18 protein-coding genes are annotated in these 21,156 nt (G+C 36.6%); 6 read left to right on the forward strand and 12 right to left on the reverse strand.

The genetic code is table 11. From position 1 onward, the window contains the following. Positions 1 to 73: 73 nt before the first annotated feature. The 3 genes from EJL04_RS05420 to EJL04_RS05430 all read right to left on the reverse strand — a co-directional run bounded on the left by EJL04_RS05420 (position 74) and on the right by EJL04_RS05430 (position 2,813). Positions 74 to 1,255 (reverse strand): MFS transporter, encoded by a 1,182-nt coding sequence (locus EJL04_RS05420; RefSeq protein WP_125104315.1) that lies wholly within the window; start codon positions 1,253 to 1,255, stop codon positions 74 to 76. Further along, entirely contained in the window at positions 1,255 to 2,076 is an 822-nt protein-coding gene (gene panB, locus EJL04_RS05425) for a 3-methyl-2-oxobutanoate hydroxymethyltransferase (protein ID WP_053398563.1), read from the reverse strand. The genes EJL04_RS05420 and panB overlap by 1 nt, the downstream gene beginning before the upstream one ends. Before the next feature lie 77 nt (positions 2,077 to 2,153). Continuing rightward, on the reverse strand, positions 2,154 to 2,813 hold the full coding sequence (locus EJL04_RS05430) for an HAD family hydrolase (protein ID WP_021855462.1): 660 nt from the start codon (positions 2,811 to 2,813) through the stop codon (positions 2,154 to 2,156). A 108-nt stretch (positions 2,814 to 2,921) separates the two neighbouring features. Between EJL04_RS05430 and EJL04_RS05435 the strand changes: the two genes are divergently transcribed. Genes EJL04_RS05435 through ruvC form a run of 4 tightly spaced genes read left to right on the forward strand, consistent with a single transcriptional unit; the run spans position 2,922 to position 5,610 of the window. Beyond that, positions 2,922 to 3,740 (forward strand): RsiV family protein, encoded by an 819-nt coding sequence (locus EJL04_RS05435; RefSeq protein ID WP_125104316.1) that lies wholly within the window; start codon positions 2,922 to 2,924, stop codon positions 3,738 to 3,740. A gap of 6 nt (positions 3,741 to 3,746) precedes the next feature. Beyond that, positions 3,747 to 4,367 (forward strand): 16S rRNA (guanine(527)-N(7))-methyltransferase RsmG, encoded by a 621-nt coding sequence (gene rsmG, locus EJL04_RS05440; RefSeq protein ID WP_053398560.1) that lies wholly within the window; start codon positions 3,747 to 3,749, stop codon positions 4,365 to 4,367. Positions 4,368 to 4,382: 15 nt separating this feature from the next. Then, entirely contained in the window at positions 4,383 to 5,027 is a 645-nt protein-coding gene (locus tag EJL04_RS05445) for an MBL fold metallo-hydrolase (protein ID WP_021855465.1), read from the forward strand. 16 nt (positions 5,028 to 5,043) lie between these two features. Next, a complete protein-coding gene (gene ruvC, locus EJL04_RS05450; RefSeq protein ID WP_125104317.1) occupies positions 5,044 to 5,610 on the forward strand; it encodes a crossover junction endodeoxyribonuclease RuvC in 567 nt (188 codons plus the stop codon). A 626-nt stretch (positions 5,611 to 6,236) separates the two neighbouring features. Here the strand turns inward: ruvC and EJL04_RS05460 are convergent. From EJL04_RS05460 to lepA, 5 genes are all read right to left on the reverse strand, one after another. Beyond that, entirely contained in the window at positions 6,237 to 7,646 is a 1,410-nt protein-coding gene (locus tag EJL04_RS05460; protein ID WP_125104319.1) for a glycoside hydrolase family 57 protein, read from the reverse strand. Between the two features lie 53 nt (positions 7,647 to 7,699). Then, positions 7,700 to 8,968: a glycosyltransferase family 4 protein gene (locus tag EJL04_RS05465; RefSeq protein ID WP_125104320.1), complete on the reverse strand. Its 1,269-nt coding sequence runs from the start codon at positions 8,966 to 8,968 to the stop codon at positions 7,700 to 7,702. 16 nt (positions 8,969 to 8,984) lie between these two features. Next, positions 8,985 to 10,928, reverse strand: coding sequence for a glycogen debranching enzyme N-terminal domain-containing protein (locus EJL04_RS05470; protein WP_125104321.1), 1,944 nt, complete (start codon positions 10,926 to 10,928; stop codon positions 8,985 to 8,987). A gap of 521 nt (positions 10,929 to 11,449) precedes the next feature. Beyond that, a complete protein-coding gene (locus tag EJL04_RS05475) occupies positions 11,450 to 12,046 on the reverse strand; it encodes a Crp/Fnr family transcriptional regulator (protein WP_021855470.1) in 597 nt (198 codons plus the stop codon). Positions 12,047 to 12,072: 26 nt separating this feature from the next. After that, on the reverse strand, positions 12,073 to 13,854 hold the full coding sequence (gene lepA, locus EJL04_RS05480; protein ID WP_053398556.1) for a translation elongation factor 4: 1,782 nt from the start codon (positions 13,852 to 13,854) through the stop codon (positions 12,073 to 12,075). 151 nt (positions 13,855 to 14,005) lie between these two features. On the opposite strand from lepA, the gene EJL04_RS05485 reads away from it, so the two are divergent. Then, positions 14,006 to 14,398, forward strand: a complete 393-nt coding sequence (locus tag EJL04_RS05485; RefSeq protein ID WP_021855473.1) for a hypothetical protein — start codon at positions 14,006 to 14,008, stop codon at positions 14,396 to 14,398. Positions 14,399 to 14,477: 79 nt separating this feature from the next. Here EJL04_RS05485 and EJL04_RS05490 read toward each other — a convergent pair whose 3' ends face one another. From EJL04_RS05490 to pheT, 3 genes are read right to left on the reverse strand one after another with little or no spacing between them, the layout of a single operon-like run. Continuing rightward, positions 14,478 to 14,729, reverse strand: coding sequence for a TIGR03905 family TSCPD domain-containing protein (locus tag EJL04_RS05490; RefSeq protein WP_021855474.1), 252 nt, complete (start codon positions 14,727 to 14,729; stop codon positions 14,478 to 14,480). A gap of 23 nt (positions 14,730 to 14,752) precedes the next feature. Then, positions 14,753 to 15,478, reverse strand: a complete 726-nt coding sequence (locus EJL04_RS05495; RefSeq protein ID WP_021855475.1) for a YebC/PmpR family DNA-binding transcriptional regulator — start codon at positions 15,476 to 15,478, stop codon at positions 14,753 to 14,755. Between the two features lie 31 nt (positions 15,479 to 15,509). Further along, a complete protein-coding gene (gene pheT / locus EJL04_RS05500; RefSeq protein WP_125104322.1) occupies positions 15,510 to 17,972 on the reverse strand; it encodes a phenylalanine--tRNA ligase subunit beta in 2,463 nt (820 codons plus the stop codon). Positions 17,973 to 18,732: 760 nt separating this feature from the next. Here pheT and EJL04_RS05505 point away from each other — a divergent pair. Continuing rightward, a complete protein-coding gene (locus tag EJL04_RS05505) occupies positions 18,733 to 19,695 on the forward strand; it encodes a glycosyltransferase family 2 protein (protein ID WP_125104323.1) in 963 nt (320 codons plus the stop codon). 191 nt (positions 19,696 to 19,886) lie between these two features. On the opposite strand, the gene nqrF is transcribed toward EJL04_RS05505, so the two are convergent. Beyond that, complete coding sequence (nqrF, locus tag EJL04_RS05510) at positions 19,887 to 21,155, reverse strand: NADH:ubiquinone reductase (Na(+)-transporting) subunit F (RefSeq protein WP_021855478.1); 1,269 nt, start codon at positions 21,153 to 21,155, stop codon at positions 19,887 to 19,889. Between the last annotated feature and the right edge of the window lies 1 nt (position 21,156).

Below are 21,156 nucleotides of genomic sequence, written 5' to 3' on the forward strand. Positions count from 1 at the left end.
TATTCCCCGCCATTATTCTTTTCTGGCACATTCAGAATAAAACTATCTAAATATGCACGAAAGTTTATATTCCTTATCTGTTCTTATTTTTAATATACCAAGTATGCGTAAACAGCAGATACATCAGCATGGCCATACACAATATTGTTAATGCCACAATGTACATAGCACTAATGTCATTATAGAAAAAATAATATCCCAAAAATATTCCTAAAGAAATACCAAATTCCCATGACAAGAAAAACGTGCTTTGCGACGTTCCACGCTGACAATGAAGGCTTAATTTCAGAAAGAACAAAAGAAAACGTGCTCCAATTATGCCAATTCCACATCCCAACAATGTTGGCGAAATTAAATTAATCGCATTCCTGTCACCCGAAAAATACATCAGGCACGCTGCCATCATCAGCAATATTCCGGTGACAACCTCACTCTTTAATTCTGCATTTACGAACACAAAACGCTGCGACAACATAGCAAGAATAAATCCCGCCATCAGCATGGCATAAAAAGTGGACGTATGTTCTGCGGATAGAAACAACCCTACGACAACGGCAACCAATGAAAGATTTAGAAACAGCCATTTGCCTTGAGGGAGAAAGAATCTATCTAATGAAACCTTACATATCACATCTTCAGGTGCTCTGAACGGAAACTTCACCGATAATATCAAAAACGTTGACAATAAGCACAATACAGCAGAAATTAAAGTAATAGTGCTAACACTCAACATTGGCGTGAGTAATATCGATATTAATGGTCCGACAGATAATGCCAATCTGGAAAACCAAGCAGAAGAATGATTTGCTTCTGTACGTTGGAAAGACTCGCATGTATCAATTATTAATGTACTGGACAATACCATCTGAGCTAAGCCAAAGGCGGCTCCCTGAATAAACCGAAGTACAGGAATCAGTATGTATCCCTCTATCTGAAATACATGCCCACGCTGTATGTAGTAAAGTGCGCAAAAACATATGACCAATACCCAAATCGATCTGATACATACAAGATTTCTGCGATACTTCTGCACAAGATAGGAACAAAAAAAGCCAAGAGAAAAAACTCCCAGGCCAAATATTCCTAATGATACAGCTACTACACCAGGCGAAAATCCGGCATCCTTTATCATCCATATTGGCAATAAGGGTATTTGGATATAAACGGCAACTGTCAATAACAAATTGGCTACCGCCATTAGCCAAAAATCCTTATGCCAAAGCTTTACATGTACTGGAGTATTTTGTGTGTACATTAATAAGATTCGTTTTCATTCGGGAAGGAGCAATCTTTCACGTCAGTGATGTATTGTCCTATTGCATCAGTCATGATGCTATTAAGATCTGCATATCTACGTAAGAAACGAGGATTAAATCCTTTTGTTTTACCTAACATGTCATCAACAACAAGAATCTGACCGTCAGTGCCATTTCCTGCACCAATACCAATTGTAGGTATATGAATTTCCTTTGAAACTTCTGTAGCTAAAACAGATGGAACCTTTTCAAGGACCAAGGCAAAACACCCTGCCTCAGAAAGCAACTTGGCATCTGAAAGCAATTTATTAGCCTCTGCATCATCTTTAGCACGTACAGCATAAGTGCCAAACTTGTTGATGCTCTGTGGTGTCAGACCGAGATGGCCCATTACAGGAATTCCGGCATCAAGTATACCTTTTATCGTGTCTATAATTTCAGCACCACCTTCAAGCTTTAAAGCATCGCATCCGCTTTCCTTCATTATGCGGATAGCATTCTTTATGCCTTCCTTGCGGTCAACCTGATAACTGCCGAACGGCATGTCGCATACAACTAAAGCACGACTAACTCCGCGTACAACAGATTTTGCATGATAAATCATCTGATCTATTGTTATAGGCAACGTAGTTCCGTTACCAGCCATAACATTTGAAGCTGAGTCACCAATCAATATTCCATCAATACCGGCTCCGTCTACAATGCTTGCTGTCGTAAAATCATAAGATGTCAGCATAGATATTTTTTCTCCACGCTGCTTCATCTCAATAAAACGATGGGTTGTTACCTTACGGGTGTCATTAACCAAATATCCTGTCATATTTATCTTTTATTTGATATGTTTTGAGTATTTACAATTAAACCCCTATCTTAAAATTGGCTGCAAAATTAATGCTTTTAAATTAAGTTACACAATATTTTGCATAAATTTTGATAATTAAGCCCTTTGAAATCAGATATGACATAATCGGAATATGGAGAAATCGACTCTTTTGTATTTGTTGTAGCCAATCCGACAACCATCATTTGTGCGGCCCTTCCCGATTTCAATCCGTTAAAACTATCTTCAAAAACAACACATTCATCATGTGACAGACCAAAGTGTTTTGCACCTTTTAAATAACAATCAGGATCTGGCTTGCTTCTCTCAAAATCCTCAGAAGTAAGTATAATATCAAATAATGATTTAAATTCTGGTCTTGACTCATACACTGAATTCATTTTCATTATATTAGAACTGGTAACTACCGCTGTCTTTATATTATTCTCCTTAAGATCCTTGATAAAATCAATAAATCCGTCTACATACTCGAACTTCATTGTATGCTCAAATTCATCGAGTCGCTTTACTATTTCAGACTGTTCTTTCTCCATTCCAGCAAAATACTTATCAAATATTTGCACAAGAGTTTGTCCTTTGATGGTATATTCCAATCCTGGTTTATCCGGATGATATAAACGGCACTGACTGCCCCAGAAAACAGTATACTGGTCCTCTGTATTAAAGACAACACCATCTAAATCAAAAAGTGCTGCACGAATCTGTTTACTTGCCATAACTAATATAATTTTACGGCTGCAAAATTAATCAATTTATAAAATAAAACAGAAATTATTTGTGGTTTTCCTTGGTTTGATTTAATTTTGCAATTAAATAGTGATAAAATGAGAAGATTAATAATTTCCTTATGCTTTGTTTTTTCCGTATTATCAATGATTTGTTCATGCGGAGGCACATCTAGTTCCAATAAGAGTGGAACGGACAGCATCATGTTTGACAGTATCAAAATGGATTCTACAGTATTTCTTACAGAAGATACGGCAGGTCCACGATGCCATATCAGTTTATGTCTCACTTATGCAAAAGGGAAAAACGCTGAATATATAAACGATTCTATTATAAGATCTGGAGTATTGTGTCCTGACTACTTTTCTATAACACCACAGAAAATATCTGTACCTGAAGCTGCAGATTCTTTTATGACAAGGTATCTGAATGATTATAAGGTTGATTATGGTAGTTTATATAAAGCAGACAAAACTCATGGCAGTTCATACAATTGTGAATATATTGTCAAAACATATGTCAGCCAAGAGGCTGAAGATTACTATACCTATATAGCAAACATTTATAGTTATGGTGGCGGTGCTCATGGGAGTTCTGTTATAATAACAAAGAACATAAATAAAAAAAGCGGTAAAATTGTTTCATTAAAAGACCTTTTTGTACCTGGTTATGAAATTGAGCTGAATGATTTGATTGTAAAAAATCTATGTAAGACATATAATGTGAAAAATTTGAATGAACTTAACGAAAAAAGCATCTTTATGGGTATAGATGTTTACCCTTCAGATAATTTTATAATTAATGATGATGGAATAACTTTCATTTATTCGCCTGACGAAATTGCATATCATGCAGCAGGAGAAATTAGAGTTGATATTAGTAATTCTGAATTGGAAAATCTTTTTAAGAAGAAATAATGCCTAATGGAGACAATATTAAAATATTTCAGCAAACTTACAGATGCTCAAAAGCAGCAGTTTGAAGCATTGTATGATTTATATCACGACTGGAACAATAAAATAAATGTTATATCAAGAAAAGACATTGATTCTTTATATGAACATCATGTTTTACATTCCCTGGCAATAGCTAATGCAATAAAATTCAGACCTGGAACAAAAGTATTAGATTTTGGTACCGGTGGTGGATTTCCTGGTATTCCTCTTGCAATAATGTTTCCTGAAACTCAATTCAAATTAATAGACGGTACAGGAAAAAAAATATTGGTTGTAAATGAAGTCTCGAAAGCTATCGGGCTGAAGAACTGCGAAGCAGAACAAATAAGAGGTGAAAACGAGCAGGGTAAATATGATTTTGTCGTTAGCAGGGCTGTTATGCAATTGCCTGATTTAATACGCATAATAAAGAAAAATATAAGTAATAATCACCGCAATTCTATGCCCAATGGCATATTCTGCCTCAAAGGAGGAGACGTCTCTAATGAAATAAGTAAGTTTAAGCATATTGCAGAAGTTACAGATATAAGCAAAATGTTTAATGAAGAATGGTTTAAGAATAAATATCTTATTTACGTTCCACTTTAAGTTATATTAAACGCAATGCTGAACATACAAAGAATCGTATGTAACATGTTTCAAGAAAACTGTTACATTGTAAGCGATGACACCAAAGAATGTGTTATCATTGATTGTGGTGCTTTTTATGAAGAAGAGAAAAAGGAAATTACAAATTATATAAGAGACAACCAACTCATTCCAAAACATCTGCTTTGTACACATGCACATATTGATCATAATTTTGGGAATTATGCTATATATAAAGAATTTGGGCTTAAACCGGAAGTATGCATTAATGATAAAATATTGATGCATAAATTAAAAGAACAAGCCTATACTTTTATCGGATTAACTTACAACGAAGAAATCCCTGAAGTTGAAAAATATTTAAAAGAAGCAGATACAATTTCATTTGGTACGCATTGTTTCAGCATACTGCAAACCCCAGGCCATACGCCCGGTTCCGTATTGTTTTATTGTAAAGATGAATCTATAGCATTTTCTGGAGATACCTTATTTAGAATGAGTATAGGCAGGACAGACTTTGAATTTGGTAGTTATAATGAAATAATAAATAGTTTAAAGAAAATTGCCTCGTCTCTCCCTGCAGAAACAATAATACTTCCTGGGCATGGCGACAAGACAACACTCAAAGACGAGATAACATATAACCCATATTTTAAATAAATATTTAAACGACGTAATGACAATTAAACCGGAAAAGATTATATTAGGCATAGACCCCGGAACAAATATAATGGGATATGGGTTGCTCAAAGTTAATGGCAACAAAGCGTCTATGATGGCTATGGGCGTCATAGATATGAGAAAAATTCATGACCCATATCTAAGACTAGGACGCATCTTCGACCGAGTGAGTAGTCTTATAAAGGAATTTCTACCTGACGAAATGGCGATTGAAGCACCTTTTTTCGGTAAGAACATACAATCGATGCTCAAACTTGGCAGAGCACAAGGGGTTGCTATTGCAGCAGCGATACACTACGATATTCCAATACACGAATATGCCCCATTAAAAATTAAAATGGCAATAACAGGACAGGGGCTTGCCTCAAAAGAACAAGTTGCCGGTATGCTCAAACGTTTATTAAATATAAAAGAAGAAAAATTGACCCCATTTATGGATGCAACAGATGCATTGGCTGCTGCATATTGTCATTTCCTGCAGTCTAACGCCCCAACTACAAGCCACACATATAGAAGTTGGAAAGATTTTATAAACAAGAATAAAGAAAAAATACATGCCTAAAAGAAGAGATTTACTTTTCTCATAAGCAAATATAATAAAAGAAATAGTAAACACACGTTTTAATTCAGTAAACCACATTTGTCCTTTTTAGAAAGAAGATTAAACTACTTATCAATGTCGATAAATTAAGATTCTAACAATTCTATAACAATATCAGTGGTAAGCTTTTTCTAATTTGCATCTCAAAATCAATAATCTATTTCAGTCGAAATTTCAACATGCAGATTATCATAGTAGCAATAATACTCATCTCCGGCATCGTATATATTGGTATAAAAATATATCGAACATTTACACACAATAATGGTCCATGTACAGGATGTCCTCTTAGTGATGCATGTTCAAAAGGAAAAAAGAAAGACAATTGTAAATCTCCGAAAAATCAAATAACATAAAATATTAGACTATAATTTTAAGTTTTTAAATTCAAGAAAAACATTATATATAATTTCGATGGTATATGGAATAATTGAAATTATGCAATAAATTATATCCTAACAAAACGACACCGCACACGTTTTTAATTATAAAATAGATAGTATCTTAATGATAACAAAATTGAGACTTGCCACAAATTAAATGACAAGTCTCAATCCTTTATTCATCAATAATATAATTGTCAGATATTATTTTTCAGTATCAGGAGTCTTCGAGGCGACCTTTTTTGTTGATGTTCTCTTTGCTGCTGGTTTTGCAGATTTTGCCTTTTCCATCTTCACCTTTAATTTTTCTTCAGCAGCCTGCATCTTTTCAACTTTGGCTTTTAGGCGTACAATTTCTTTATCCTTCATTTCGATTTCATCACCTTGATTCTTTATGGTTGTAAGTAAAGAATTAAGTTCTTCATTGTCAATCTCCTCTGGATAAAGTGTATTCACACGATTCATGAAATCACCTAATATATTCATATAATTTGTAAAGGCATCAAAAGGAGAACTATATATACCTCTATCTAAACCAACATTTGATGGTTTGGTTGTCATAAATCGGAAATTATTGCTTGCCTGTAAGTAATCCCAATCCTGGTTAATGCGCGGATCATTTGCAATCCTGACACGATCTGCAACACTATATAATTTGTTAAATGCTTCTCTTTGCATCGGATTTCCGAGCCAGCAACTTACGTCACGTTCCTCGTCTACCCAAGATAAAGTGTCGGGAACATCCAAATCACCAACACTATTCATCTTTAAACAAATTTCTGTCGGTGTAGAGAAATTGATGCCTCTAGCTTTTGCACATGCCGGCAATGCTTTTATAAACTCAAGTATATTTGAAGATAATGGTTGAGCAATTCCTATAGCAGAAAGCTCCATAAAAATATTAATTATTTGTTCATTTTCCGGAAGAGATGCAATTCGGTCCATATAATTGTCAGCAAACAAAGGATACCCATCCCATTCACTGTTATTAAAACGTAAACTTACATCATCACTAAGTTCAATATCTCTTAATAACAGTTTAAGATTTGGAGCCATCGGACAATTATAAACATAATGTGGAGACTTCCATCCCAAAACATGTTTTGCACCTTCAGTAAGCATTCCCTTGAATCCCATCGCTGCCGCTTGTGCACCAATAGAATCTGTATAAATCAGAGAAGAGTTACGCAACACTGTAGGTTTCTTACCAAAATATTCCTGCATTTTTGCAGCTTGTTTCTTAACATCATCTGCAAATGTCTCTTCGTTGACAAGAGAAGACAAACCATGCGAATATGGTTCTGCGAGAAATTCTACACACCCAGTGTCATTTAATTCTTGCAATTTTGTTATTACCTGAGGAGCATGCATCTCCAACTGCTCTAAACCTACGCCAGAAATAGAAAATGCAAGTTTAAAATATTTACCATTATCACGAATCATTTCTTGAAATGCATTTAATGCAGGCATATATGAGCGCTCCGCGATATCACTTATACTACGCTCATTTTCAAAATCATCATCATAATAATGGTCAGTTCCTATATCAAAGAAACGATAACGTTTTAAATGAATAATTTGATGTATTTCAAAATATAGGCATATTGTTTTCATAGCAAAAGTCTTTTTTATTTGTATTTGTCTTAAATATTATTTGTTGTATATGATTATCTGTACCCTAAAGTACGTTCATAAAGTTCACGTATCCATAAACCAACTTTCTCCCACGTAATTTCGTCAACTTCACGCTTACCCTCACTTTGCAGATATTTAAACAGGCTTTCATTGTGGCAGATTGAATAAATTGAATCTGCAAGTGCATGGATATCCCAATAATCAACTTTAATACAATTGGTCAGTATTTCAGCACATCCACTTTGCTTTGATATAATGGTTGGAGTACCGCATTGCATAGCCTCCAGCGGAGATATTCCAAACGGTTCACTAACAGACGGCATTACATATACATCAGAATCCTTAAGGCATTCATAAACTTGCTTGCCACGCATAAAACCGGGAAAATGGAAACGGTCAGCAATACCACGTTCAGCTGCAAGATATATCATTGCATCCAACATGTCACCACTTCCAGCCATGCAAAAACGCACATTTCTTGTACGATGTAATACCATATTTGCAGCTTCAACAAAATACTCAGGTCCTTTTTGCATTGTTATTCGTCCCAAGAAAGTAACAACTTTTTCCTTATTCGTATGATCTGGACGCGGGATATCTTGTAATTCCTGACGCAATGGATATACAGCATTATGTACAGTAAAGCATTTACGTGGGTCTTGATGATACTGATTAATCACAGTTTGACGTGTGAGTTCACTAACACACATTATACAATCAGCATTATCCATACCATCTTTCTCTATAGAATAAACAGTAGGATTCACCTTGCCACGGCTACGGTCAAAATCCGTTGCATGAACATGTATACACAAAGGCTTTCCACTAATCTTTTTTGCATGTATTCCAGCCGGATATGTAAGCCAATCATGTGCATGTATAATATCAAACTCCTGTTGACGTGCAACGACGCCAGCAACAATTGAATAATTGTTTATTTCACTATGAAGATTGTCTTGATATTTACCGGAAAATTCAATACAACCAAGGTCATTTACCAACATGTAATTGAAATCAGCATATATGTGATCTCGCATTTTGTAGTACAAATCCGGATCCATTATATTACCGACACGTTCTTTCACATAATCATAATTTACATCACGATAAACTACAGGAACGGCATTCATTGCAATAACATTCAAGAAACTGCGATCTTCATCACCCCATGGTTTAGGAAGACAAAATGTTATTTCAACGTCTCCCTGAGCAGCCAAACCTTTAGTTATACCATAACTTGCAGTTCCAAGACCTCCCAAAATATGAGGAGGATATTCCCAACCAAACATTAAAACTTTCATTATAGTCCCTCCTCGATTATTTTACATATGAATATTTTTCCAAAAGATTTAAAGTACGAAGAATTTCAGCGACATTCATAGCATAAGATATCGCTCCTCTAGCCTTGAATGGCGGATTACCATCGAATAGTTCCGGAATAGTTCCTAGACAATTAATAATCATCTCATCCTCGTATCCAACCATCTGCCTTTCAATAAAACTTAATCTTGTACGTTTATATAGTTTTAGACAAGCCTCCATATAGAATCCGCCAAGCCAAGGCCATGCTGTACCCTGATAATAAGAGTAATCACGATTTGCTCCTGAACATACAGGACTATAACCTCCGCTCTTAGGTGAAAGCGAACGTAATCCTTTAGGAGTTAACAATTCACGTGTACAAATATCCAAAACACTTTTTTTCTGTTCTGGTGATAAAGGAGAATAATCAAAAGCGACCGGGAATATCATGTTCGGGCGCACACTCCAATCCATCATATTGCCATCCACATAATCAAACAGATATCCATAATCATTCAAGAATGTCCTTACGAATGATTGTTTACATGATTCTGCCAAGTCTTCCCATTGGTTAGCTTTTGTCTCATTGTTATTCTGCTTTGCTAATTTAGCTCCAAACTTAAGTGCATTAAACCATAGAGCATTAAATTCCACTATATAACCAGATCTTGGTACAACCGGCTTACCATTAACAATAGAATTCATCCATGTTATCGGCTTATCATGACCATTTGCATAAAGAAGACCATTAGTGTCGAGACGCAAATTTGGATGTTTGCCATCTATGATATAACATATAATATCACTTATCAACTTACCATACATGCTTATGCATTTTTCGTCACCGGCAGACTTTGCATATTGCTGTATAGCCCAAATTGCCCATAACATAACATCCGGCTGATCTATCTCCGTAATTTTAACTGTAAGTGGCTTGTTTTGCATAAACTCTCTCAACCCCTTTTCTGCCGTTTTCATAACAAGTTCAAAATAATCTTGCTCGTCTATTGAAAGGGTTAGTCCAGGAAGAGATATAAATGTATCACGAGCTCGGCATTTAAACCACGGATATCCAGCAAGAAGATACCTCTCTGTCTTGTTGGCACTATTATGAAACTGATGGGCCGCATTCACTAAACAATGGAAAAAATTGTCACGCGGAGAACGGTCATCTACTTCTTTGTCAAAAAGGTGCTTCATTGTACTTGTTTTAATTTCAGAAGTTGAAGCTGCAAATACAATACTTTCACCTTTCTTTATGTTCATCTCAAAATATCCGGGGACATATAGGTCTTCAACATAAGAATAGCCGCGTTCTTGCTCTTTCGGATATTCGATGCCACGATACCAATCAGGGACAAAAACAAATTCATTTGCCTTGCTAAACTGCATATAGAGATCAGGATAACCTGCATACATACAAGTTTTAATACCATTGTCAACCATCTGAAAGTCGCGGCTGGCTGTATTGTTCTCATGCGTGCATTGGTTAACACTTCTAAATGCCATGAAAGGCTTGAATCTTAAGGTTGTTTCACTATGTGCATCCAACAATGTATAACGTATCAATATACGATGCTCGTAATGCTGAAAAACAACTTCTTTTTTCAAGAGAACTCCTCCAACACGATAAATTGTTGTAGGCACTTTTTCACAATAAAATTCACGAATGTATTTATGCCCTTTTGGACTAAAGTTATTACCTTGATACTTATGCAGTCCTAAATTGAACTCAGCACCATGCTGAACCACAGTAACGTCTAACGATGAAAGCAAAACATGATTATCATCATCTAATTCCGGAACAGGAACAACAAGTAAACCATGATACTTACGAGTGTTACAATCCACAATTGTAGAACATGAATAAGCCCCTGAACGGTTTGTACGCAACAACTCTCTTGAAAGAGATTCTTCAAGATTAGTCATAAGAGCTTTTTCGAATCGAAGATAACTCATAGTTGTATATATATAAGATTTAAAGTTTGCATTTCTTAAATCATTTTGAGACCAATTGATCCTATCATCTCAAAAGACAGTTCAAAAGTACTAAAATTATTTTTAAAACAAGAACAAATTCTATTTTTTTTAATTGAATAAGCCTACTTATAAACAATTTATCATTAAGGATTCTATTTTATAGGCGTATTCTAATAAAATCCATCTGTGATTAACAGATTTCACGTCAACTTTACTTTCAAAATTGAGCAAAGTTTTTAAATATAAAAGTAATTTTATGTACCATTTAAATATATATACTACGGAGATATAAACCGCATCTTATATACATAAAACTACACTATTAAAAAAAACTTCTTTACAGAAGATTGTCTTCACTAGGGCAGCATTATATATTTGACAATATTTTCCTTACAAATATTTTAAAAACTTATTAAATTGCAGGCCTCAAGAGCTTATAATACCACAAATATTTAAAATATCTTTTATTTCTACCAATTTTAGATAGAAATAAAAGACATTTAACCTAATACTATATTAGAACGTACTCGACTTAATGTTTCGGGAGTCATCTGCAAATAGCTTGCAATATAAACCAATGGGGCACGAAGTGTTACTTGCGTAGCCAGTTTACACATTTTGCGATATCTGTCTTGCGCAGTTTCAAACCTAAGTAAATCTGCATGTATCTGTGAGAGGATTAATGACTCCTCCAATATTTTCCTGTACAATATTTGTATATTCACATTATGCAGAGCAACTTCCTCCAAACGCGCTTTTGGTAAAGCATATATCAATACAGGCTCTAAAGCCTCCACTTGCAGACTCGTAGGTTCTTCTTTAAAAAGGCTTTCTATACACATAACGATATTGCCCTCAACAGCCATATGCTCTGTAACTTCTTTACCTTTTTTAAAATAGAATTGCCTGACAAGCCCCTTCTCTATATAGTAAATGTGCTTACAGATCTCGCCCTCACTTAGAATCATCTGCCCCTTTGCAAATTTCATCGGTACAAGGATATTCTCTAATATGTCTAGCTCATCATGAGTCATCGTACTATATTTACGCGCAAGCTCACGTGCAATGTCCCGTGTTGTTTTCAATACTTCCTTCATTGTGTCCTCCTTCTTCTTGATTAAGATTAATCCAATTTCAATACTGCAAGAAAAGCCTTCTGAGGTACTTCGACATTACCGATTTGCTTCATTCTCTTCTTTCCTTTCTTCTGCTTTTCAAGAAGTTTACGCTTACGGCTGACATCTCCTCCATAACACTTTGCTGTTACGTCTTTTCTGACACATTTAATTGTTTCTCTTGCTATTATTTTTGCTCCGATAGCAGCCTGAATTGCAATATCAAATTGCTGACGCGGAATCAGCTCCTTCAACTTTTCACACATACGTCGCCCAAAGGTTGCAGCATTATCCTGATGAGTTAAAGTAGACAAGGCGTCTACAGGCTCACCATTCAACAATATGTCAAGTTTGGCAAGTTTTGAAGGACGGAAGCAGTCAACATGATAATCAAAAGACGCATAACCCTTTGATACACTTTTTAATTTATCATAAAAGTCTATGACGATTTCGCCCAAAGGAATCATAAAATGAAGTTCAACTCTATTGCCACTAACATATTCTTGATTTATGAGCTCACCTCGCTTGTCAAGACACAATTTCATTATCGGGCCAATGAAATTAGAACTTGTTATTATTGAGGCTCTGATATATGGTTCCTCTATATGGTCTATCAATGTGCTGTCAGGTAGTCCTGACGGATTATGTACTTCTTTAACATTGCCGTGCTTATCATAAACCATATATGAAACGTTCGGCACTGTTGTTATCACGTCCATATCAAACTCACGGTCAAGACGCTCCTGAACTATCTCCATATGAAGAAGTCCCAAGAAGCCGCATCTGAAGCCGAAGCCTAACGCTACAGAGGATTCCGGTGAGAAAGTCAAAGACGCATCATTAAGCTGCAACTTCTCTAATGATGCTCTCAAATTTTCATAATCCGACGGGTCTATGGGATAAACGCCAGCAAACACCATTGGTTTCACTTCCTGGAATCCAGAAATAGCTTTCTCACATGGACGTGCCACATGCGTAATAGTATCACCGACCTTAACCTCCTTACTGTCTTTTATACCGCTGATAATGTATCCGACATCTCCAGTTGACAGCCTTTGTCGCGGAATCATATCCATTTTTAATACGCCAACTTCGTCAGCAGTATACTCCATTCCGGTATTGTAAAACTTAACTTTATCACCTTTTGCTATACTGCCATTTTCAATCTTGAAATAAGCAATAATTCCCCTGAAAGAATTGAATACAGAATCAAAAATAAGAGCCTGTAGAGGGGCATCAGGATTACCTGACGGATGAGGAATTCGTTCTACAACTGCATTAAGAATTTCCGGAATACCTTCACCGGTTTTTCCTGAGGCACGAATTATTTCCGTTCTGTCACAACCCAACAAGTCTACAATTTCATCTTCAACTTCGTCGGGCATAGCAGAAGGCATATCTATTTTGTTTATAACAGGAATAATTTCCAAATCATGCTCTAACGCCATGTAAAGGTTACTGATTGTTTGAGCCTGAACACCCTGAGTTGCATCAACAACCAGCAAGGCTCCTTCACATGCAGCTATACTACGTGAAACTTCATAAGAGAAATCGACATGCCCCGGAGTGTCAATAAGATTAAGTATGTATTTTTCTCCGTTCAGCTCATACTCCATTTGTATTGCATGGCTTTTGATTGTTATTCCACGTTCACGCTCCAGATCCATATCATCAAGCATCTGACCTTCTGTTATCTGAATGGTTTTTGTATACTCAAGAAGTCGGTCAGCTATAGTTGATTTTCCGTGGTCAATATGTGCGATTATACAGAAGTTTCTTATTTCGTTCATCAGTAATTTATTTTTGGAACGCAAATATACAAAAAAATGCATTTCGTTCCTAATAAATTAGCCGTTTTTATGAATAAAATAAAAAAAACAATATACATTGGTTCTTATCAAAAGATATTAATTACTTTTGCAAACAAAATAAAGAGGATTTATGAAAAAGTATTTGTTTATTCCATTTGTTGCCGTCTTTCTGGCCTCATGCCATGAAAGCCTCGAGGAAAGGGCCGAGCGTGAAGCCAAAGAGTTTACCAAAAAGAATTGTCCCATGAAAGTATCTGAATATGTCACAAACGATAGTATGACATACGAAAAAGACTCCCGCACGATACACTATTATTACTCAATAAAGGGCAAGGCTGATACAACTGCATTAGACAAGAAGCAGGCGAAAGCAGAACTTATAAAAGGAATAAAAGATGCAACAGGAATACGTAACTACAAAGAAAACGGTTTCAACTTTGCATACACATACTATTCAACGAAGAACAAAGGCCAAATACTATTGGATGTAAAAATCACTCCAAAAGAATACAATACTAAATAGAATCAAACCTGATATATAATTTTGCCGTTAACCCAAGTTCTAAGTACATTTGGATTAACGGCAAAAATTTGACTATTTTTTACTTATAAAGTTCATCAATAGCCCTACAAAGCTGATCAGGACAACTTGTCGCCTTGTAGCCACAACGTATTCCGTCTAACCGCGCTTTAACATCGTTGACATTCATCCCTCTTACCAAGGAACATATTCCCTGTAAGTTTCCGTTGCAGCCGCCTTCAAAGCTAACGTCTACTATGCAGTCATTATCATCAACCTTTAGATTAATCATCTGGCTGCAAGTGCCTGAAGTCTTATAAGATATACTTTTCATTATTACAAAAAGTCAAGGAATGATTATTCCGGTTTCATGTTTGTATAAACGTTCTGAACATCGTCATCATCCTCAAGCAGCTCAACCATCTTATCGATAGTTTCACGCTCTTCCGGTGTAACGTCTTTCAGATCGTTAGGTATGCGTGTAAACTCAGCACCAGTAACTTCAAAGCCATTCTCTTCAAGGTGTTTCTGAATTTCACCGAAACATTTCGGATCGCCATAGATGGTTATTTCACCAGATTCCTCATCTGTGTCGTATTCGTCATCAACACCATAATCGATAAGATCAAGTATCAGCTCATCCATTTCAACACCATCCTTTTTCTTGAATGTGAACACACATTTATGATCAAAAAGGAAAGACAGACTTCCCATTGTGCCGAGGTTACCGCTGAATTTATTAAATATAGCTCTTACGTTTCCTACCGTACGTGTTGTGTTATCTGTGGCAGCATCAACAAATATGGCTATTCCGTGAGGACCATATCCCTCATATGTAACCTCCTTATAATCACTCTGATCCTTACCCATAGCGTTTTTGATTGCACGCTTAACATTCTCAAGCGGCATATTCTCACGCTTAGCGTTAAGAATGATAGAACGAAGATGAGGATTGTTGTCCGGATCCGGTCCACCTGCTTTCACAGCTATAGCTATCTGCTTACCAATTTTTGTAAATGTTCTGGCCATGTGGCCCCATCTCTTTAATTTCGTAGCTTTACGATACTCAAACGCTCTTCCCATTATATCTATATTTTAATATTCAACAAAAGTTTTATCTAAGTTCGGCTTTAAGCTCTTTCTTCAAGTTAGCTATAATCTTTGTCATTATAGCATCTATCTGCTTGTCGTTCAATGTCTTGCTTTCATCTTGCAGGATAAAGTTGACGGCATAGCTCTTTTTGCCTTCCGGAAGATTCTTACCTTCATAAACATCGAAAAGGTCAACTTCCTTAAGGAATTTCTTTTCAGACTGATATGCAATACGCTCAATTGCTTCAAACTTTACATCCTTATCGAGCAACAAAGCCAGGTCACGGCTCACAGCAGGATATTTGCTTATCTCGCGGAAGCTTATTGTCGATTTTCTTACAGCCTTTGTAACAGCAGTCCAATTGATATCTGCATAATAAACCTCGTTCTCTATGCCCATAGCCTTTTGCAGCTTCTTGCATATAATGCCTAACTCTGCCAGAAGTTTGCCTCCACGATTCATGACAGAAAGTCCCTTATGGTAAATATTATTAGAACTCTCCTTGAAAACAACGCTTCCCAATGGCAAACCAATACGGCGGAATATATTCAACACATGAGCTTTAAGTTCAAAGAACGAAGAATCTTCATCTGCATGAATCCAGCTTCCTGACACTCGCTTACCTGTTATCCATAGTCCAAGATGTGTTTCTTCCTTATAAGCCTGCATTGGATTGTCATTGTTCTTCTTTTCGGGAGAATAATGATAAACATTGCCGAACTCAAAGAATTTAAGATCAGGATTCTTTCTGTTTGCATTGTATGCTATGCTCTCCAAACCGCCGAAAAGCAATGTTCCTCTTAAAACATTCAGGTCAGAACTCAGCGGATTCATAATCTTAACAAGATTTTCCTGACTATAGCAATTAAGGTCTGTATAATATGCTGCCTTTGTCAGAGAATTGTTAAGAATCTCGTTAAAGCCATCACCTACAAGCTGTTCGCCTATAAGGTTTTCAAGCTTATGCTTGTTGTCTTCATCGCCCTTAATAACCAATGAGCTTTTAAGCTGTGTAGAGATTTCCACATTATTATAACCATATATTCGGAGAATGTCCTCTACAACGTCACATGGACGCTGAACATCAACACGATATGGCGGCACGCATAGTTCAAGACCTTCAGAAGTTTCGCTTTCTATCCTCATTTCAAGGCTTGTAACAATGCTTTTAACCGTTTCTGCAGGTATTTCCTTTCCCACAAGGCTATTGACATAGTCATATTTCAATGACACCTTGAAGTCCTGTATTGGCTCCGGATAAACGTCCTTTATCTCCATTGAAACCTTACCACCGGCAAGTTCCTTACACATTATGGCGGCCTGTTTCAAAGCATAAATTACTCCATTGGGATCAATACCACGTTCAAATCTGAACGACGCATCAGTGCTAAGTCCATGACGGCGCGCGCTCTTTCTAATCCATGTCGGATGGAAATATGCACTTTCAAGAACTACATTTGTAGTTGAATCATATGTACCACTACCCTTTCCACCAAACACGCCGGCTATACACATGGCATCTTCCTCATTGCATATCGCGAGGTCATGATTGCTCAGTTTGTGCTCCTCGCCATCCAGCGTAACAAATGGCGTGCCTTCCGGCATTGTCTTAACGACAATATGATGTCCTTTAACCATGTCCGCATCAAAGCAGTGTAGCGGCTGTCCATAGGCCATCATGATGTAGTTTGTAATGTCAACTATATTATTTATCGGTCTCAGACCAATTGTGCGTAATTTATTCTGAAGCCACTCAGGACTTTCCTTTACGTCACATCCTGTAATACTTACACATGCATAACGCTTGCAGGCCTCGTTGTTTTCAATGGTTACTTCTACAGGCAAATCTTCATTGTCAACACAGAATGCTTCACAATCAGGACGATGAAGTGATGTTTTGTATCCATTTTGCACGAGCCAAGCGTACAAATCACGCGCTACGCCCCAGTGAGAAAGGGCATCTGCCCTGTTGGCTGTTATATCTACTTCTATCAACCAGTCGCTTTCCAGATTATAATATTCTGCAGCAGGCATACCGACCTTGGTATCTTCAGGCAAAACTATTATGCCGTTATGATCTGTGCCAACGCCTATTTCGTCTTCAGCACAAATCATTCCAAAGCTTTCTACTCCGCGTAATTTTGACTTTTTAATGACAAATTCCTTGTCACCATCATACAACACGCATCCTAAGTCTGCAACAATAACTTTCTGACCGGCGGCAACATTTGGTGCGCCACAAACAATTTGCGACGGAGTCTCACGACCCAAGTCAACGGTCGTAACATGCAGATGATCAGAATTTGGATGCATTTCACATGTAAGCACCTTGCCTACATACAGGCCTTTCAGGCCGCCTTTGATGCTTTGAACCTCCTCAAGAGCATCAACTTCAAGACCTTCTGACGTAAGTGCGTCACACACTTCTTGTGGAGTCAGGTCGAAATCGACATACTCTTTGAGCCACTTATAAGATATATTCATTGAAATTAGTTTTATACTTTCCTTTAATCGGACGCAAAAGTACTAATTTTAAATCATTTATACAAACGTTTCAAATAAAAACTGACTTATGTATTACCTGATATTCCATGCAAATAAAAACATAACAATAGACCGGCAAACATTCCACATGCCAAGTAAACGTATATTAACCTAATGTCAGTTAAATTATCTCATTTGTGTTAAATTCAAGCCTTATATTTCATATTATTTCCAATATTGGCTATAGTTTTCTGCAAAACAGACGCAAAAACAGCACCGATATAACAGCCTGAATATCAAGCACTTATAATATCGCTTAAAGAACACATAAAAAACGCACCTATAATATACCGCCTTTTACCGACTAATTAAGCATGTTTCATAACACAAATCAATGTGTTTTGACTTATAAGACAATATGTTTTTGTGTAGAAATAATCATAAATCAATGATAACATCCCTAGTAAAAACAGAAAAACCGAACAGAAACTGTCCTATCGGCATTACTTATAGAACAAAGACAAAGCTAGAGCACACGCAACAAAAGTGTTAACGCAAATCCGCCGAAAGTTAATTTTTGCATACAGCAATGTTAACCAGCCTTAAACCCGCTAAAAACGACATTGTTTGATTAAGACACAAAATGCAAATTATATAACACTACCATTTGCCTAAATACAGACTATTATATACAATAAAAATACTTATTAAGCAATCTGTAATGTTGCAAATTTGCAAATTAAACATTAATTTTGCAATTATGAATACTAGTTTTGACAGCAGCAATAGTCCCTTAGTAAGTTTTATTATTACATGCAGAAACCTGCCTGTAAAACAAATAACTGAATGCTTAGACAGCATCACAGGCCTATCGCTTAGAACACAAGAGAAAGAAATAATCGTTATCGACGACGGTTCTGATGTTTCGATAATTGACTGTTTAGAAAAATATCGCGATGAAATAATATATGTCAGACAGAAAAAGAACGGCGTCAGTTCAGCAAGAAACCTTGGCTTAAGAATGGCCTCTGGTAACTTTATACAATTTATAAATGGTGAAGACAAACTAATCCCTGATGCATACGAACATTGTTTGGATATAGTCAGATATAACGTACCCGATATTGTACTGTTCAACTCTTCCGGTAAAAAGAAGGAAACATCATCTTTTTATATACCGGAGCCTATGGATGGTGCCCACTATATGCGTCACAACAATCTTCATGCCACGGCATGGGGTTATATATTTAACCGAAAAATATTGTTGGACTTACGTTTCAACCCAAGCTTATTGAATACGGATGAAGAATTCACCCCACAATTGTTTCTACGTGCTGAAAAAGTTTACAGCACAGACATTGTCGCCTATTCATACAAGAAACGACCATCTGATTCGATAAAAGATAAAGATCCCCGACTTATACTAAAACGCCTGAATGACATAGAACACATTATATTTCATTTGAAAGAACTATCAGAACAATTGCCAATCGCAGACAGCCAGGCATTACAAAGACGTGTTTCACAACTTACGATTGATTACATCTTCAGCATTATAAGGCTTACACGTTCTTCTAAACAGCTTAGCTCACGCTTGAAACGCCTTGAAGATTGCGGCCTGTTCCCATTGCCGGATAAAAGATATAGTCGCAGTTACACTATATTAAGAAAACTGACAAAAAGCAGAATGCTGCGGAAATGCTTGTCTTTGGTTCTAAAATAAAGACTGGTCTCCATATATTTTTAATCATAAAACCCATTGAACGGAAGCCTGTAACCAATTGTAAAATATATAGAATAGTTCTTTTCAAACAAAAGACATTCAATAACAGAACGTAATAAAGCCGAAAAAGAATATTAAATATTTCTCTTTCGGCTTTATTGCTAAGATACTAAGGCATAAACATTGCCCAATTATCCAAAATTATCATACATTATAGATTCTGGTTCAACTCCAAGACTGTCGAGCATCTTTACTACTGCATTACTCATTGGACCAGGACCACACATATAATATTCAATATCCTCAGGAGAGTCGACAAACTTAAGATAAGTATCATACATTACCTGATGTACAAATCCTGGCGTATATTTTACACCGGCCTTATCTGCCTCCGGATCCGGTCTATCCAATGCCAAATGGAAATGGAAATTATCAAACTCCTTCTCCAATTCCAAGAAATCATTAAGATAGAACACTTCTGCAAGCGACCTTGCTCCGTAAAAATAATGAAGTTCACGATCTCTAACATTCAACGTTTTCGTCATATGCATTATCTGTGAACGCAAAGGAGCCATACCAGCTCCACCGCCAACCCAAATCATTTCTTTCTTGCTGTTGAAAATAGGATGGAAATCTCCATAAGGTCCGCTCATTATTACCTTATCACCAGGTTTACGGCTAAAAATATAAGATGACGCTATTCCTGTAGGAACATCCTGAAAGCCGACCTGAGGTCTTGGTTTGAATGGAGGCGTGGCAATACGGACTGTAAGCATGATTCTGTCGCCTTCTGCAGGATAGTTTGCCATTGAATATGCCCTAATCGTTGGTTCAGGATTATTTGCCTTTAGCGAGAATATATTAAACTTCTCCCACATAGGAAGAAATTTTTCCCCTATGCTGTCTTTGTCAATATCCTTGTCATAATCAATACAATCATATGCAGGTATTTTAATTTGAGCATATGATCCTGGAACGAAGTCCATATGCTCGCCTTCAGGAAGGGCAACAATAAATTCTTTAATAAAAGAACTTACGTTTTTGTTGCTGATTACAGTACATTCCCACTCCTTTACGCCCAAAACACTTTCTGGAACTCTAATCTTTAAATTACCCTTCACCTTGCATTGACATCCAAGTCGCCAATGATCTTTTATTTGCTTACGTGTAAAGTGTGGTTTTTCTGAATCAAGAATTTCCCCACCTCCTTCAAGCACCTGAAGCCTGCATTGTCCGCAGCTTGACTTTCCACCACAGGCAGACGGAAGGTATATACCATTTTCAGTCAGTGTAGACATCAGCGACGCTCCTTGAGGCACCGATATAGTTGTCTTGTCATTTATATTGATACTGACATTGCCGCTTGGCGACAAATAGCGCTTTGCTATCAGCAAAATAGTAACGAGCAAAAGAATTATTATAAGAAATACTGCTATACTCGTAAAAATAAACTGTACCATA

Origin of the sequence: Prevotella marseillensis, from assembly GCF_900625065.1 — a bacterium.
Taxonomy (GTDB): Bacteria; Bacteroidota; Bacteroidia; order Bacteroidales; family Bacteroidaceae; genus Prevotella; species Prevotella rara.

Excerpts from the sequence above, each read along its gene's own strand:
- EJL04_RS05420 (WP_125104315.1), bottom strand. The coding sequence starts at position 1,255 with ATGTACACACAAAATACTCCAGTACATGTAAAGCTTTGGCATAAGGAT.
- panB (WP_053398563.1), bottom strand. The coding sequence starts at position 2,076 with ATGACAGGATATTTGGTTAATGACACCCGTAAGGTAACAACCCATCGT.
- EJL04_RS05430 (WP_021855462.1), bottom strand. The coding sequence starts at position 2,813 with ATGGCAAGTAAACAGATTCGTGCAGCACTTTTTGATTTAGATGGTGTT.
- EJL04_RS05435 (WP_125104316.1), top strand. The coding sequence starts at position 2,922 with ATGAGAAGATTAATAATTTCCTTATGCTTTGTTTTTTCCGTATTATCA.
- rsmG (WP_053398560.1), top strand. The coding sequence starts at position 3,747 with ATGGAGACAATATTAAAATATTTCAGCAAACTTACAGATGCTCAAAAG.
- EJL04_RS05445 (WP_021855465.1), top strand. The coding sequence starts at position 4,383 with ATGCTGAACATACAAAGAATCGTATGTAACATGTTTCAAGAAAACTGT.
- ruvC (WP_125104317.1), top strand. The coding sequence starts at position 5,044 with ATGACAATTAAACCGGAAAAGATTATATTAGGCATAGACCCCGGAACA.
- EJL04_RS05460 (WP_125104319.1), bottom strand. The coding sequence starts at position 7,646 with ATGAAAACAATATGCCTATATTTTGAAATACATCAAATTATTCATTTA.
- EJL04_RS05465 (WP_125104320.1), bottom strand. The coding sequence starts at position 8,968 with ATGAAAGTTTTAATGTTTGGTTGGGAATATCCTCCTCATATTTTGGGA.
- EJL04_RS05470 (WP_125104321.1), bottom strand. The coding sequence starts at position 10,928 with ATGAGTTATCTTCGATTCGAAAAAGCTCTTATGACTAATCTTGAAGAA.
- EJL04_RS05475 (WP_021855470.1), bottom strand. The coding sequence starts at position 12,046 with ATGAAGGAAGTATTGAAAACAACACGGGACATTGCACGTGAGCTTGCG.
- lepA (WP_053398556.1), bottom strand. The coding sequence starts at position 13,854 with ATGAACGAAATAAGAAACTTCTGTATAATCGCACATATTGACCACGGA.
- EJL04_RS05485 (WP_021855473.1), top strand. The coding sequence starts at position 14,006 with ATGAAAAAGTATTTGTTTATTCCATTTGTTGCCGTCTTTCTGGCCTCA.
- EJL04_RS05490 (WP_021855474.1), bottom strand. The coding sequence starts at position 14,729 with ATGAAAAGTATATCTTATAAGACTTCAGGCACTTGCAGCCAGATGATT.
- EJL04_RS05495 (WP_021855475.1), bottom strand. The coding sequence starts at position 15,478 with ATGGGAAGAGCGTTTGAGTATCGTAAAGCTACGAAATTAAAGAGATGG.
- pheT (WP_125104322.1), bottom strand. The coding sequence starts at position 17,972 with ATGAATATATCTTATAAGTGGCTCAAAGAGTATGTCGATTTCGACCTG.
- EJL04_RS05505 (WP_125104323.1), top strand. The coding sequence starts at position 18,733 with ATGAATACTAGTTTTGACAGCAGCAATAGTCCCTTAGTAAGTTTTATT.
- nqrF (WP_021855478.1), bottom strand. The coding sequence starts at position 21,155 with ATGGTACAGTTTATTTTTACGAGTATAGCAGTATTTCTTATAATAATT.